This is a genomic window from Microbacterium sp. NPDC057407, assembly GCF_042803895.1.
In the GTDB taxonomy this organism is placed as follows: Bacteria; Actinomycetota; Actinomycetes; order Actinomycetales; family Microbacteriaceae; genus Microbacterium.
This window is the reverse complement of sequence record NZ_JBHVCA010000002.1, coordinates 644,658-657,852: the sequence shown is the minus strand read 5'-3', so window position 1 is coordinate 657,852 and position 13,195 is coordinate 644,658. Positions and strand designations below refer to the sequence as shown.

Genomic DNA, 13,195 nt, shown 5'->3' with positions numbered 1-13,195 from the left:
ATAGGCTGACCACATGAACAGCCGGATCGCCGTCGTCCCGGGGTCATTCGATCCGCCCACCCTCGGTCATCTCGACGTGATCCGCCGCGCGGCGACGCTGTACGACCAGCTTCATGTCCTCGTCGTGCACAATCCCGGCAAAGAGGCGATGCTCCCGATCGCTCAGCGCCTGTCGCTCCTCGAGCAGTCGATCGAGGAGAGCGACATCGAAGGCGAGGTCATCGTCGCATCGTGGAGCATGGGACTGCTCGTGGACTACGCGACCGATGTCGACGCGGGCGTTCTGGTCAAGGGCATCCGCTCGCAGGTCGATGTCGCATACGAGACGCCGATGGCGATCGTGAACCGGCATTTGGCCCATGTCGAGACGGTCTTCCTGCTCCCCGATCCCTCCCACGCCCTCGTGTCCAGTTCGCTGGTGCGCCAGGTCGCCGGACTCGGGGGCGACGTCTCGCCCTTCGTGCCCCCCGCCGTCGCCAGGTTCCTCGACACCGGCTCCGCGGCCGTCTGACCCGTACCGAGGCCGCCACCGGGCGACCCCGGTACGATGGATGATCGTGGTCAGACAGCATGTGACGGGTCCTTTCGCGATCCGGGTCCGCGACATCGTGCGGCGTCCGGGCGAGATACGCGAGTTCGAGTTCGAGGTCCCCGCTCCCGAGAAATGGGGCGAGGGGCTCGTGTCGGTTCCGGCGGACGATCCCATCGATCTGGACGTGCGCCTGGAGTCGGTACACGAGGGCATTCTGGTGTCGGGAACCGCCGTGGCGCAGTACTCGGGGGTGTGCGGGCGATGCCTGAGAGACATCACCGAGCCCGTCGAAGTCGAGTTTCAGGAGCTTTTCGCGTATCCTGGGGAGGAAGCAACTGACTTCGAGGTTCAAGACGACCACGTGGATCTTGAAACTCTGGTCAGGGATGCGATCGTCCTGTCGCTTCCGTTTCAGCCGGTGTGTCAGCCGGATTGCCCCGGCCTCGATCCGGTCACGGGTGAGCGACTGACCGTCAGCGCCGGCACAGAGCAGCGCGAGCCCCTCGATCCTCGCTGGGCCGCGCTCCAGGGCTACACCGCAGACCACGACGACGAAGCACCGCGCCCAAGCGTCGAGAACACAGAAGAGAGCTAGCTATGGCAGGCAACCCCCCGAAGCGGAAGGTCTCCCGTTCCAACACGCGCTCGCGTCGCGCGCAGTGGAAGGCCGAGGCCCCCACGCTGGTCAAGACCGTCGAGAACGGCAAGGTCGTCTACAGCCGTCCCCACCAGGCGAAGGTCGTCACCGACTCGCAGGGCACCGAGCTGTTCCTCGAGTACAAGGGCCGCAAGGTCGCCGACGTCTGATCGTCCGACCGGCGACGTGACCGACGCCATCGTGGAGCGCCTCGCGCTCACCGAACTCACGCAGAAGCTCGGGGTCGATATCGACCCCGAGCTTCTGTCGCTGGCGCTCACCCACCGATCGTGGGCATACGAGCACGGCCAGGTGCCGCACAACGAGCGGCTGGAATTCCTCGGCGACTCCGTGCTCGGCCAGGCCGTGACCGTACGGCTCTTCACGGGGCATCCCGAACTCGAAGAAGGTGCGCTCGCCAAGCGGAGGGCGAGCGTGGTTTCGACGATCGCCCTCGCCGAGATCGCGCGGGGAATCGACCTCGGCCGGCACCTGCGACTGGGACGGGGCGAAGACCTCACCGGCGGGCGCGACAAGGACTCGATTCTGGCCGACACGATGGAGGCCGTGATCGGCGCGACGTACCTCTCCGCTGGACCCGACGCCGCGACCGCGCTCGTCCTGCGCCTCGTCGAGCCCCTGCTGGCCGACCCTGAGCGGTACGGCGCCGCCATGGATCCCAAGACGAGCCTCCAGGAGCTCGCCGCCCGGACCGGCGCGCAGCCGCCCGTCTATTCCGTCTCGTCGACCGGACCCGATCACGACCGCCAGTTCACCGCCACCGTGGTCGTCGGCGAGGTGTCGGCGAAAGGCGTCGGCACGAGCAAGAAGGCGGCCGAGATGGCAGCCGCCCTCCGGGCATGGCAGGAGCTCAGCGGGCGTGCCTGAGCTTCCCGAGGTCGAGGTCGTGCGCGCCGGCCTCGCCCCCGCCGTCGCGGGTAGCACCGTGCTGGGCGTGTCCGTGCTCGACGACCGTGCGCTCACCCGTCACGTCCGAGACGGCGGTCACTTCGAGGCAGCGCTCACCGGGCGCGTCATCCGATCAGCCGCCCGCCGGGGCAAATTCCTCTGGCTGCCGCTCGAGAGTGGTGTTCCGGGAGCGCCGCCGGCGGATGCCGTCGTCGGCCACCTCGGCATGAGCGGACAGCTGCTGCTGCGCTCGCCCGGCGCCCCCGCCGAGCGCCACGAGCGCGTCCGCATCGATCTCGTCCACCCGGTCCACGGCGAGGTCGCGGTGGTCTTCGCAGACCAGCGCACCTTCGGATCCCTCGCGATCGATGAGCTCGTGCCGACCGCCGATGGGGCCCCGGGCGGACTCGGCACGGCCGAGGCATCCGTTCCCTGTCAGGTGGCCCACATCGCGCGCGATCCGCTGGATCCGGCCTTCTCGGATGCCGCGTTCCGAACGAGCCTCATGGGGAAGCGGTCCGCGATCAAGCGGGTCCTACTCGATCAGACGGTCCTCAGCGGAGTCGGCAACATCTATGCCGACGAGTCTCTCTGGGCGGCTCGCATCCATCCCGAGACAGACGCCGGGTCCCTGTCTGCGCGCGCGGTGAACCGGCTCCTGAGCGAGGTCCGGCTCGTCCTGCACAAAGCCCTCGCCGAGGGCGGGACGAGCTTCGACGCGCAGTACGTCAACGTCAACGGTCAGGCCGGATACTTCGCGCACTCTCTCAACGCCTACGGACGCACCGGGCAGCCGTGTCCCCGGTGCAGCCGCCCCATCGTGCGCGTGTCGTTCACCAATCGCTCGAGCCACTTCTGCCCGCACTGCCAGAAGATGCCGCGCCCACGCTGAGCGCGCGGGACGCGGCATCCCGGCGGTGTCAGTCGAGGACCTTCTTCCACGCGCCCGCATAGCTGGCGGGTACGAAGCCGATCGCTTCGTTGATGTCGAGCATGTGCCGATTCTCCTCGGCGTTGAAGGTCGAGACACGAGGCGATTCGGGAACCAGCTCCCGCCAGCGGAGGAGATTCGCGCACTTGACGATCGTGCCCAGCCGGCGACCCCGGTGCTCCCGGAGCACCAGGGTGCCGTACTGCTGGGTGGCGAGGCTGTGGTCGTCGGAGATGACGAGTTCGTTGTAGGCCGCGAGCTCTCCGGTCGGCACATGCTGCACCGCGGCCACCGAGACGGTGAGTCCCTGTGCGCGCTGGCGTGCGTCTCGCCGCTCGACCCGCTCCACGTCCCAGATCTGCTCCTCGATCACGAGCCCCCCGGCGGGCGCATCCGTCGACATGCGCGCGAGCACCCGGGCGAATCCGGCCTTGTACTCGTCGGGAGTCGGCGCCGTCCACGCGACGAGCCGGTAGTCCGGGCCCGCCGCGGCGACGGACTCGTCGAGCATGCGCTCGACGACCTGGAAGTCTCCCTGCAGGTCGAAGACGCTGTTGCGCTCGACCTGCTCCAGGGAGAATCCGTGATCCCGATGGAACCGCGTCTGCCGATCCTCGGCGGGGATGGTTCCCCATCCGGTCGAGGGCTCGAGCCGTGCACCACCGGCATCGGGGCGGTGCAGCGTCCACGTCTGGATCGTGTGCACGGCGCGAGCGCGTGCCACCCGCTCCACCTCGGCCAACAGCGCCTCTTCGGCGCCCTGGCCCCAGCGCTCGGGGTCGACCATCAGGTCGAACTCCAGAGTCACCGTGCCCGGCTGCTTCGAGATCATCATCTTCACGGCGCCCAGGATCTCGGCGTCGCGTTCGGCCAGGAACGCCAGTTGGGTCCAGTCCGACTGGTCCTGGAAGAAGCCCAGCATCTCCTCGGGCTCCTCGTGAAGGTAATCGTGCCCGGCGTCGGCGAGGCAGACCGCGTTGGCGAGCCGCACCAGCTCCAGGAACGGACCCGCGTCGGGCGACGCCACGCTCGCCGGGATCGGGATCGGCGACACCGTGACCGTGGGCGATTCGATGAAGCTCATGCCAGCACCTTCTTCCATGCGCCTTCATACGCGATCGGCGCGAACCCGATCGCCTCGTTGATGTCGAGCATCGGCCGGTTCTCCTCGGCGTTGTAGGTGATCACGCGCCGAGACGCCGGGGCGATGTCGCGCCAGGACAGCAGCCCCGCGCACTTCACGAGCGTGCCCAGCCTGTGTCCTCGATGCTCCTTGAGCACCAGCGTGTCCTCCTGGTGGGACGCCTCGGTCCGGTCTTTGCCGATCACGAGCTCGTTGAACGCGCACAGCTCGCCCGAGGCGACGTGTTGAGCAGCGGTCACCTGGAGCGTGCGCCCGGAGGCCGTGTAGCGCCGGTCGTGCTCGGCGACGCGCGCGGCATCCCACGTCTCCTCGTCGAAGACGAGGTCGCCCGAGGGTGCGTCGGTCGCCATGCGCGACTTCATCCACGCGTACCCGTCGGCGAACTCCGGCGGAGTAGGCGCGAACCACTGCACGACCCGGTACTCGGTCGACGCTGCCCGGGCCTCGGCGAGGAGCCGCTCGACCGTGTCGAAGGGCGCCGTGAGGTCGAAGGCGCTGTTGCGCTCCACCTGCTCCAGGGAGTAGCCATGCCGGAGGAAGAACCGGGCTGCGTGATCCTTGGGGATCGACCCGAAGCCGGTCGGAGGTGCCAGCGTCGGCCCGTCGGCCGCCGGGTGCTCGGCCCAGGACTGGAGGACCGTCCGGCCGTGCTCGCGCGCGACGCTCTCGATGAGCTCGTAGGCGGCCGAGCCGATCCCTCGACCCCAGCGCTCCTGCCGCAGCTCGATCAGCCAGAACGCGACCTGCGACCCCTCCTCGAGCGGGAGGTCGATGCCGGCGCGGCCTACCACCTCGCCGTCTTCGACGATCAGCCACATGAGCCGTGTCTCGTACTCGCTCGGCGCGAAGTGCGGAAGGAGTTCGTCGGCGGCGATGCGGTGGTCGTCGTGCCCGGAGATCTGGCGGTACACGAGATTGCGTACCCGGACCATCTCCTGGAAGTCGCCGGCGTCGGGGGAGTCGATGGATGCCGGCACGGTCAGCGGCCGGAACTCCACCTCGGTGAGGGTGTTCATGGTCTTGCGTCCTTCGTCGTGTTCTGATCTGGGGTGGGGGTCCGCCGACCGCTCGTCGGTCGACGGACCCCGTTGTCGGCCGTCACGGCCGGGGTGCGAGGAGAGCCTCGCGAAGGTAGCCGTGCTCACGCGCGCTGGTGGCGTCGTGGGCGAGGCGGACGCGAGCGTGGCGCTCGCGATCGTCCGCGAGTCGCGGCGAACGTGTGCCCCAGATGAGCAGTCGCACGCCGAGTCGGAGTGCGATGTGGTCCAGGAGCGGGACGCGGGTGTCGCGGCTCGGGAGCCGCAGCGTATCGGGGACGCCCGAGGAGCGCTGCGGCGCGAGAAGTGAGGTGTTCATGATGGTTCTCTTCCGTGTGGAGGGAGGTGGATGCCCGGCCACGCGCGGTCGGGCGGGATGTCATGCCGCAGCACGACGGGAGGATTCGCAGGAGGCAGCGCTCAGCACCCGGGAATCGGGGCGGCGCAGGAGGGTCATGCCCGATGACGGGCAGAGTTCTCCCCTGCGGGGATCAGCCGGCGGTGTGGGAGCCGCAGTTCTGGAAGGCGCCGAAGGAGAGGGTCCCCAGCGCGAACGCACGAGTCGCGACGCCGTTCGGCGCGGTGACTCCGGTGGTGTTCAGGTGCATCATTTCGGGGACCTCCTTTCTCGACTTCAGACGCGGAGAGTGACACTAGCGCGATCCCGCGGTGGACGTCAAGCGTTTTCGCAGATTCGAGTGACGACGGGCGTGTCGCGACGCTCCGGGGCGCGCAGCGGCGTGGCGCGGGCGCTCGGGTAGCCTGGGGACGCCCGAGCACGATCGGGCCCGCTCGCCGGTCGGGGAGGAGCGGCGAGCGCGGAGGCGACCCATGCACCTGAAGAGCGTGACGCTCAAAGGTTTCAAGTCGTTCGCGCAGCCGACCACCTTCGCCCTCGAACCCGGCGTGACCTGCATCGTCGGACCCAACGGATCCGGCAAGTCGAACGTCGTCGACGCGCTCGCGTGGGTCATGGGCGAGCAGGGCGCGAAGACGCTCCGCGGCGGCAAGATGGAGGACGTCATCTTCGCCGGTACGGCGACGCGCGGACCTCTCGGCCGTGCCGAGGTGCAGCTCACGATCGACAACAGCGATGGCGCGCTGCCCATCGAGTACGCCGAGGTCACGATCAGCCGCACGCTGTTCCGCAACGGCGCCAGCGAGTATGCGATCAACGGCGAAGTGTGCCGGCTGCTCGACGTGCAGGAGCTCCTGAGCGATTCGGGCCTGGGCCGCGAAATGCACGTGATCGTGGGTCAGGGGCGGCTCGACAGCGTGCTCCAGGCTTCGCCGGAGGATCGCCGGGGTTTCATCGAGGAAGCGGCCGGCATCCTCAAGCATCGCCGGCGCAAAGAGAAGACCCTTCGCAAGCTCGAGGCGATGGAGGCCAACCTCACCCGGCTCAACGACCTCGCGGGCGAGTTGCGGCGCCAGCTGAAGCCCCTCGGGCGTCAGGCCGAGATCGCCCGAGAGGCCGCCACGATCGCCGCCGTCGTGCGGGACGCGAAGGCTCGGCTGTACGCCGACGAGGTCGTCGCACTCCGGGACGAGCTGGCATCGGCCGCCCGCAGCGAGCAAGAGCGTCACGCCGAGCGGCTGGTGCTGCAGGACCAGCTCGACAATGCGCGTGCGCGCATCGAGCACCTCGAGGGCGAGCAGCGATCCGAGGCGGTGGACCGGGCCCGTCGGATCGCCCACGGGCTGGAGCGCGTGCAGGAGCGGCTGCGAAGCCTGTACGCACTTGCGGGGCAGCGGCTGGCGCTGCTGGGCGAGGCCGAAGACGACGACCGCATCGAGCTGACCACGGTGTCGCAGGCGATGATCGACGAGGCCAGAGCGGAGATCCAGCAGATCAGCGACGGGCTCGGTGGCGCTCGGGATGCGGCGGCCGACGCCTCCCGCGAGGTGATGCGCGCCCGGGCCGAGCTCGACGCCCTCGACAGCGACATCGCCGCGCAGAGCGCGCTGGTCTCGGAGCACGACATGAAGATCACGGCGCTGCGCGGGTCGGCGGAGGCGGCGGCATCCGCCCTCGCCGCCGTTCGGGGCGCGGTGGATCGTCAGCAGCGCGCACTCGACGCGGCCCTGGCAAGACGCGCCGAGGCCGAGGAGGCGCTGGCGGGCGTCGACCCCGACCTCGTGCCCGAGGGCTCGGCGGCGGAGTATGCGTCCGCCTACGAGCGCGCACAGCGCGAGGCGGGCGAAGCGGAGACGAACGTCGCCGCGCTCCGCGAGCGACTGCATGCCGCCGAGCGCGAGGTCGAGGCGCTGACGGCCCAGACGTCTGCGCTGGGGCGCGCACTCGACGGCAGGAACGCCGCGGCCGAGATCGTCGGCCTGGGGGCCGCGGGAGTCCGGGGCCTCCTCGGTGACGCCGTCAAGATCACCGCCGGCTATGAAGCCGCGATCGCGGCGGTGCTCGGTCCGCTCGTGGAGGGCGTGCTGGTGGGCACCCGCGACGACGCGCTGGCGACGGCCGTGCTCGCGCGCGACGGCGACCTCGGCACGATCGACATCGCGATCGCGGACGCCCCGGCACCCGCGGTGGAGTTCCCCGCACTTGCCGGTGTGATTTCGGCTCGCGACGTCGTCACCGCGCCGGACGGCGTGCTCGGCATTCTGTCGCCGGTGTTGATCGCCGACGACCTCGACACCGCCCTCGCGGCCGTTCCCCCGCTCGAGGCGGCCTCGCTGGCCGCGCGCACCACCATCGTCACGCGCGCGGGCGAGGTGCTCACCTCGTTCACCGTGCGGGCCGGGTCGGGTCAGGGCCGGTCGCGCCTCGAGTTGGCGGCGGAGCGCGATGCGGCGAACGAACGCCGTTCCGAGATCGCGGTCGTGGTGGACTCGTTGCGCGAAGCGATGGTCGACGCGGCGGCCGAGCTGGAGTCCGCCCGTCAGCGTACGAAGGCCGCGCTCACGACGCTGCGGGAGCACGATGCCGCGCTCGCCGCTCACGCCGAGCGCGTGAACCGCGCGACGGTGCGTCACGAGGCTGCCATCGCCGAATGCGACCGGCTCCAGTCCGGACTGGCACAGGCGCAGTCCGCCGTGGAGGAGGCGGAGGCGGCGGCGCGCGCCGCCGAGGACCAGCTGACATCTGCGCTCGAGGCGCCTCGCCCGATCCTGGACGCGTCGGCGCGCGACGGGCTGCTGGATGCGCTGGAAGCGGCGCGAGATGGCGAGATGCGGGCGCGGCTCGACGTCGAGACGCTGAAAGAGCGGATCCGGGCGGGCGACGCGCGTGTGGTGGCGCTGGAACGGCAGCGCGAGCGGGAGCGGGAAGCCGCGGCCGAAGCGGCGCGGCGCGCCGTCATCCGCCGGGCTCAGCGAGACACCGCCGCCGGAGTCGCGGCGCAGTTGCCGCCCGTGCTCGATTCGGTCGAGCGCTCCCTCGTGCAGGCGAGAATCGACCTCTCGCGGGCCGAGTCCGAGCGTTCGGCGGTGACCGCCGAGCTGGCGGACCTCCGCGGCAAGGAGGCCGTCGCCCGCGAGCGGCTGGCCGGTTTGACCGAGAGCGTCCACAGCCTCGAGCTGCAGATCCACGAGAAGCGGTTGCACGTGACCGGCGTTCTCGAGCGAGCCGCCTCCGAGCTCGGACTGAACGAAGACATTCTCGTTTCGGAATATGGCCCCGACCAGCCCATCCCTGTCGACGACGCCGCCCCGGGCGCAGCGGGCGACGGTGAGCGGGAAGACGCGGACGCGGTGCCGGTGGTCGCCTTCGACCGTGGGCAACAGCGTCGGCGGCTGCAGGAGGCCGAGCGCAAGCTGGCTCAGCTCGGTCGCGTGAATCCGCTCGCTCTGGAGGAGTTCGCCGCGCTCGAGCAGCGTCACGCCTTCCTGACCGAGCAGCTCGCCGATCTCACGCAGACCCGCAAGGACCTCATCACGATCATCGAAGAGCTGGATGAGCGGATGCAGGCGATCTTCCTCGCCGCGTTCGAAGACACCAAGGTGGCCTTCGGCGAGGTGTTCCCCATCCTGTTCCCGGGCGGCTCGGGCAGCATCACGCTGACGAACCCCGACGACCCGCTGACGACGGGCATCGAGGTGGCGGTGCGCCCCGTCGGCAAGAAGATCGAGCGGCTGTCCCTGCTCTCGGGCGGCGAGCGGTCGCTGGCGGCGGTGGCCCTGCTGACCGCCATCTTCAAGGCGCGCCCGAGCCCGTTCTACATCCTCGACGAGGTCGAGGCGGCGCTGGACGACGCGAATCTGGGGCGGCTTCTCGGTGTCTTCGAGCAGCTGCGCGAGTCGAGTCAGCTCATCGTCATCACTCACCAGAAGCGGACGATGGAGATCGCCGACGCGCTCTACGGCGTCTCGATGCGGCAGGACGGTGTCTCGGCGGTCGTCGGTCAGCGCCTCGCGGAGCGCGCCGCGAGCTGAGCGCCGCGGAGCGAAGCGCCGAGCAGCCATAGGCTGGTGGCATGGCAGAGAGCTCTTGGTCGCTGGGACGCGCACTGCGCGGGATGTTCGTCAAGCCCACGATCGACGAGACGACGTGGGACGACCTCGAAACGGCTCTGCTGACAGCCGACTTCGGCCCGGACATCACCGAGCGGATCGTCGACGAGCTCCGCGAGAAGGTGGACCGGTACCGCACCACCGACCCGCGCGATCTTCAGCGCATGCTGAAGGAGACGCTCGAGGAGCATTTCGCGAAGTTCGACACCACGCTGCGTCTCACCGAGCGGCCCGCCGTCGTCCTCGTCGTCGGGGTCAACGGCGTCGGCAAGACGACGACGATCGGCAAGTTCGCGAAGTTCCTGCAGCGGTACGGACGATCGGTCGTGGTGGGCGCGGCCGACACGTTCCGCGCGGCGGCCGTCGACCAGCTGGCCACGTGGGCGGAGCGGGGCGGGGCGGCGATCGTGCGGCCTCAGCAGGAGGGCCAGGATCCGGCATCCGTCGCCTTCCAGACCATCGACTACGCCAAGCGCACCGGCACCGAGATCGTCCTTGTCGACACGGCGGGGCGCCTCCACACCAAGGGCGGCCTCATGGACGAGCTCACGAAGATCCGCCGAGTGATTGAGAAGCAGGCCCCGATCAGCGAGGTGCTCCTCGTGCTCGACGCCACGACCGGGCAGAACGGCGTCATGCAGGCGCAGGCCTTCCTCGAGCACGCGGGCGTGACCGGGCTCGTGCTCACCAAGCTCGACGGCTCTGCGAAGGGCGGCTTCGTCCTGGCCGTCCAGGAGCGCACGGGCATCCCCGTGAAGCTCCTCGGGCAGGGGGAGGGGATCGGCGATCTGACCGGTTTCACACCCCACGTCTTCGCCGCCTCGCTGGTCGACTGACGCCCGGCGCGCGGCGCAGATCGGGCTCGGATCGCCGCCACGCGGGGTTCGGGGTATCGTCTGGGCGCGCGGGCTGGTTTCATGGGGTCATGGCGATCGAGCACGACTACTTCGGACTCCTCGAGTCGGGGCCCGACGGTTCGATCTTCTGGTCCGAGAACGTCGAACTGGGAGATCAGTCCGTCACGGTCGACCTGACCGCCCCCGATCAGGACGACGTGTCCGAAGCCGCTCTCGATGTCGCTGCTGCGCTGATCTCGGCGATCGAAGACATCGACCGCAGTGCCCGCAACGCCATGGTCGCCGAGCTCAACGACCGCACCAGCGAGGTGACCGAGTACATCCTGCAGCAGCAGGAGACGCTCGGCGAAGACCTCGAAGACCTGCTCGTCGACATCTCGGGAGACGTGCACATCGACGTGATCCGCTCGCTTCAGCTGATGAGCATGACGATCCTCGCGGACGAGCACGGCGGCTCCGATCCGTTCGCGGTGCTCGAGTACGCGCTGGATCCCGACGCCACGGACGATGTCCTCCTGGTGAATCTCGACTCCGAGGGCGGCGTGCTGTCGGTCACCAGCGCCGAGTGACCGGGTGCAGACCTTCCTGCCGTACCCTTCCTTCGCCGAGTCGGCGGCCGTGCTCGACCCGGCCCGGCTCGGCAAGCAGCGGGTCGAGACGCTTCAGCTGCTTCGCGCCAACACCGTCCCCGACTACGGCTGGCGCCATCACCCCGCGGCGAAGATGTGGGCGGGGAGGCTGCCGGCGCTCGTGGCCTACGGCCTCGCGATGACGGATGCCTGGACCGCGCTGGGCCGTGCCGACAGCGTCCGTCCGCAGCTGCTCGAGTTCGCCCCCGAGGTGGACGGGGTTCCGCAGGCGGAGCTGGATCTGCCCACCTGGCTGGGCGACGAGGCGTTCCACCTGTCGCACCGCTCGAACCTCGTCCGCAAGGATCCGGAGTTCTACCGTCCGAGGTTCGGCGACGTGCCGGACGACCTTCCCTACATCTGGCCGACGCCCTGAGTCGAGCGGCCCGCTGTCACACCGCCTGAGCGAAGCCGAGGTCGGCGGCCTCGGCGATGTGCGCGAGGTGCGGGGGGATCTCCCGCCCCTTCGAGACCATCGACTGCGCCCAGAGGCGCCCGGCCCGATACGACGAGCGGACGAGGGGACCGGCCAGCACGCCGAGGAACCCGATACGCTCGGCCTCCTCTTTGAACTCGACGAACTCCTGCGGCTTCACCCACCGGGCGACGGGGAGGTGCCGCGGTGACGGGCGCAGATACTGCGTGATCGTGATGATGTCGGTACCGGCGTCGTGAAGGTGGTGGAGAGCCTCGACGACCTCTTCGGGTTCCTCGCCCATCCCGAGGATGAGGTTCGACTTCGTGATCAGCCCGGACGCGCGGGCTTGCGTCAGCACGTCGAGCGAACGCTCGTACCGGAACGCGGGCCGGATGCGCTTGAAGATCCGCGGCACTGTCTCCACGTTGTGGGCGAACACCTCGGGTCTGCTGTCGAACACCTCGCCGAGGAGACGGGGGTCGCCGTTGAAGTCCGTGGCGAGGATCTCCACGCCCGTGTTCGGATTCTGCGCGTGGATCTGCCGCACGGTCTCGGCGTGCAGCCACGCTCCGCCGTCGGGAAGGTCGTCTCGGGCCACGCCGGTGACCGTGGCGTAGCGCAGCTGCATGCGCTGCACGCTCTCGGCGACGCGTCGTGGCTCGTCGGTGTCGTAGTCGGCGGGCTTGCCCGTGTCGATCTGGCAGAAGTCGCACCGGCGGGTGCACTGCGAACCGCCGATGAGGAAGGTCGCCTCGCGGTCTTCCCAGCACTCGTAGATGTTGGGGCAGCCCGCTTCCTGACAGACGGTGTGGAGCTCTTCGGACTTCACGAGCGAGTGCAGCGCCTGGTATTCGGGGCCCATCTTCGCGCGCGTCTTGATCCATTCCGGCTTGCGCTCGATCGGGGTCTGCGCGTTGCGCACCTCGAGCCGGAGGAGCTTGCGGCCGCCGGGGCCAGTCGCCGCCTGCGCCGGCGTTCCGCACGCGCTCATGCCGCGACCGCCGCGAAGTCCGCTTCGAAGACGCGCGCCACCGTGCCGATCACGTCCCGAGGCGAGATGTCGGCGCCGACGATCTCGCTGACGGTCGTGACGCCTGCGTCGGTGATGCCGCACGGGATGATCCCGCGGAACCCGGCCAGGGTGTTGTCGCAGTTCAGCGCGAAGCCGTGCATCGTGACGCCCCGCTGCACCCGGACGCCGATCGCCGCGACCTTGTCCTCGCCCAGCGGCCGACGCACCCAGACGCCGCTGCGGCCTTCGACGCGGTACCCGTCGACGCCGTACTCTCCGATGGCGGCGATGAGGAGATGTTCCAGGCGCCGGACATGGGCCACCACGTCGACCGGCTCGGCCAGGCGCACGATGGGGTACCCGACGAGCTGTCCCGGACCGTGCCAGGTGATCTTGCCGCCACGGTCGACGTCGACGACCGGTGTGCCGTCCGCCGGACGCTCGTGCCGCGCCGTCCGCGCGCCCGCCGTGTAGACCGGCTCGTGCTCGAGCAGGAGGAGCGTGTCGGGCCTCTCGCCCGCCACGACGTCGGCGTGCACCCGCCGTTGGAGGTCCCAGCCCTCGAGGTACGGGACGTAGTCGGGGGAGAGCCCCACCGTCTGGACGTCGAGCATGACTCTCC

14 protein-coding genes are annotated in these 13,195 nt (G+C 69.7%); 9 read left to right on the top strand and 5 right to left on the bottom strand.

Annotation, left to right across the window (positions count from 1 at the left end; genetic code table 11):
- The first annotated feature begins 13 nt into the window (after nt 1-13).
- From coaD to mutM, 5 genes are read left to right on the top strand one after another with little or no spacing between them, the layout of a single operon-like run.
- Nucleotides 14-511 (top strand): pantetheine-phosphate adenylyltransferase, encoded by a 498-nt coding sequence (coaD, locus tag ACFUTX_RS08025; protein WP_378862421.1) that lies wholly within the window; start codon nt 14-16, stop codon nt 509-511.
- A gap of 40 nt (nt 512-551) precedes the next feature.
- On the top strand, nt 552-1,127 hold the full coding sequence (locus tag ACFUTX_RS08020) for a YceD family protein (RefSeq protein ID WP_378862418.1): 576 nt from the start codon (nt 552-554) through the stop codon (nt 1,125-1,127).
- Nucleotides 1,128-1,129: 2 nt separating this feature from the next.
- Nucleotides 1,130-1,339 carry a 50S ribosomal protein L32 gene (gene rpmF, locus ACFUTX_RS08015; protein ID WP_127818873.1) on the top strand — a complete coding sequence of 70 codons (210 nt, stop codon included), beginning with the start codon at nt 1,130-1,132 and terminating at the stop codon, nt 1,337-1,339.
- A 16-nt stretch (nt 1,340-1,355) separates the two neighbouring features.
- The gene (gene rnc, locus ACFUTX_RS08010) at nt 1,356-2,057 is read left to right on the top strand and encodes a ribonuclease III (RefSeq protein ID WP_378862415.1); all 702 of its coding nucleotides are present in this window, start codon (nt 1,356-1,358) and stop codon (nt 2,055-2,057) included.
- Nucleotides 2,050-2,970 (top strand): bifunctional DNA-formamidopyrimidine glycosylase/DNA-(apurinic or apyrimidinic site) lyase, encoded by a 921-nt coding sequence (gene mutM / locus ACFUTX_RS08005; protein ID WP_378862412.1) that lies wholly within the window; start codon nt 2,050-2,052, stop codon nt 2,968-2,970. Before rnc ends, mutM begins: the two co-directional genes overlap by 8 nt.
- 28 nt (nt 2,971-2,998) lie before the next feature.
- Here the strand turns inward: mutM and ACFUTX_RS08000 are convergent, their stop codons facing one another.
- The 3 genes from ACFUTX_RS08000 to ACFUTX_RS07990 all read right to left on the bottom strand — a co-directional run bounded on the left by ACFUTX_RS08000 (nt 2,999) and on the right by ACFUTX_RS07990 (nt 5,509).
- Complete coding sequence (locus ACFUTX_RS08000) at nt 2,999-4,093, bottom strand: GNAT family N-acetyltransferase (RefSeq protein ID WP_378862409.1); 1,095 nt, start codon at nt 4,091-4,093, stop codon at nt 2,999-3,001.
- Entirely contained in the window at nt 4,090-5,169 is a 1,080-nt protein-coding gene (locus ACFUTX_RS07995) for a GNAT family N-acetyltransferase (protein WP_378862406.1), read from the bottom strand. Before ACFUTX_RS07995 ends, ACFUTX_RS08000 begins: the two co-directional genes overlap by 4 nt.
- An 82-nt stretch (nt 5,170-5,251) precedes the next feature.
- Nucleotides 5,252-5,509, bottom strand: a complete 258-nt coding sequence (locus ACFUTX_RS07990; RefSeq protein ID WP_378862403.1) for a hypothetical protein — start codon at nt 5,507-5,509, stop codon at nt 5,252-5,254.
- A gap of 512 nt (nt 5,510-6,021) precedes the next feature.
- Between ACFUTX_RS07990 and smc the strand changes: the two genes are divergently transcribed.
- The 4 genes from smc to ACFUTX_RS07970 all read left to right on the top strand — a co-directional run bounded on the left by smc (nt 6,022) and on the right by ACFUTX_RS07970 (nt 11,519).
- Complete coding sequence (smc, locus tag ACFUTX_RS07985) at nt 6,022-9,579, top strand: chromosome segregation protein SMC (protein ID WP_378862400.1); 3,558 nt, start codon at nt 6,022-6,024, stop codon at nt 9,577-9,579.
- A 41-nt stretch (nt 9,580-9,620) separates the two neighbouring features.
- A complete protein-coding gene (gene ftsY, locus ACFUTX_RS07980; RefSeq protein ID WP_378862397.1) occupies nt 9,621-10,493 on the top strand; it encodes a signal recognition particle-docking protein FtsY in 873 nt (290 codons plus the stop codon).
- Nucleotides 10,494-10,582: 89 nt separating this feature from the next.
- Nucleotides 10,583-11,083, top strand: coding sequence for a DUF2004 domain-containing protein (locus tag ACFUTX_RS07975; RefSeq protein ID WP_378862394.1), 501 nt, complete (start codon nt 10,583-10,585; stop codon nt 11,081-11,083).
- Between the two features lie 4 nt (nt 11,084-11,087).
- Nucleotides 11,088-11,519 (top strand): MSMEG_6728 family protein, encoded by a 432-nt coding sequence (locus ACFUTX_RS07970; protein WP_378862391.1) that lies wholly within the window; start codon nt 11,088-11,090, stop codon nt 11,517-11,519.
- A gap of 16 nt (nt 11,520-11,535) precedes the next feature.
- On the opposite strand, the gene lipA is transcribed toward ACFUTX_RS07970, so the two are convergent.
- On the bottom strand, nt 11,536-12,552 hold the full coding sequence (gene lipA, locus ACFUTX_RS07965; protein ID WP_378862388.1) for a lipoyl synthase: 1,017 nt from the start codon (nt 12,550-12,552) through the stop codon (nt 11,536-11,538).
- Nucleotides 12,549-13,187 (bottom strand): lipoyl(octanoyl) transferase LipB, encoded by a 639-nt coding sequence (gene lipB, locus ACFUTX_RS07960; RefSeq protein WP_378862385.1) that lies wholly within the window; start codon nt 13,185-13,187, stop codon nt 12,549-12,551. Before lipB ends, lipA begins: the two co-directional genes overlap by 4 nt.
- Nucleotides 13,188-13,195 lie beyond the last annotated feature (8 nt).

What these genes read in the sequence shown, in the direction of transcription:
- ACFUTX_RS07975 (WP_378862394.1), top strand. Translation starts at nt 10,583, where the DNA reads ATGGCGATCGAGCACGACTACTTCGGACTCCTCGAGTCGGGGCCCGAC.
- ftsY (WP_378862397.1), top strand. Translation starts at nt 9,621, where the DNA reads ATGGCAGAGAGCTCTTGGTCGCTGGGACGCGCACTGCGCGGGATGTTC.
- smc (WP_378862400.1), top strand. Translation starts at nt 6,022, where the DNA reads ATGCACCTGAAGAGCGTGACGCTCAAAGGTTTCAAGTCGTTCGCGCAG.
- rpmF (WP_127818873.1), top strand. Translation starts at nt 1,130, where the DNA reads ATGGCAGGCAACCCCCCGAAGCGGAAGGTCTCCCGTTCCAACACGCGC.
- ACFUTX_RS07990 (WP_378862403.1), bottom strand. Translation starts at nt 5,509, where the DNA reads ATGAACACCTCACTTCTCGCGCCGCAGCGCTCCTCGGGCGTCCCCGAT.
- ACFUTX_RS08020 (WP_378862418.1), top strand. Translation starts at nt 552, where the DNA reads ATGATCGTGGTCAGACAGCATGTGACGGGTCCTTTCGCGATCCGGGTC.
- ACFUTX_RS07995 (WP_378862406.1), bottom strand. Translation starts at nt 5,169, where the DNA reads ATGAACACCCTCACCGAGGTGGAGTTCCGGCCGCTGACCGTGCCGGCA.
- ACFUTX_RS08000 (WP_378862409.1), bottom strand. Translation starts at nt 4,093, where the DNA reads ATGAGCTTCATCGAATCGCCCACGGTCACGGTGTCGCCGATCCCGATC.
- lipB (WP_378862385.1), bottom strand. Translation starts at nt 13,187, where the DNA reads ATGCTCGACGTCCAGACGGTGGGGCTCTCCCCCGACTACGTCCCGTAC.
- lipA (WP_378862388.1), bottom strand. Translation starts at nt 12,552, where the DNA reads ATGAGCGCGTGCGGAACGCCGGCGCAGGCGGCGACTGGCCCCGGCGGC.
- coaD (WP_378862421.1), top strand. Translation starts at nt 14, where the DNA reads ATGAACAGCCGGATCGCCGTCGTCCCGGGGTCATTCGATCCGCCCACC.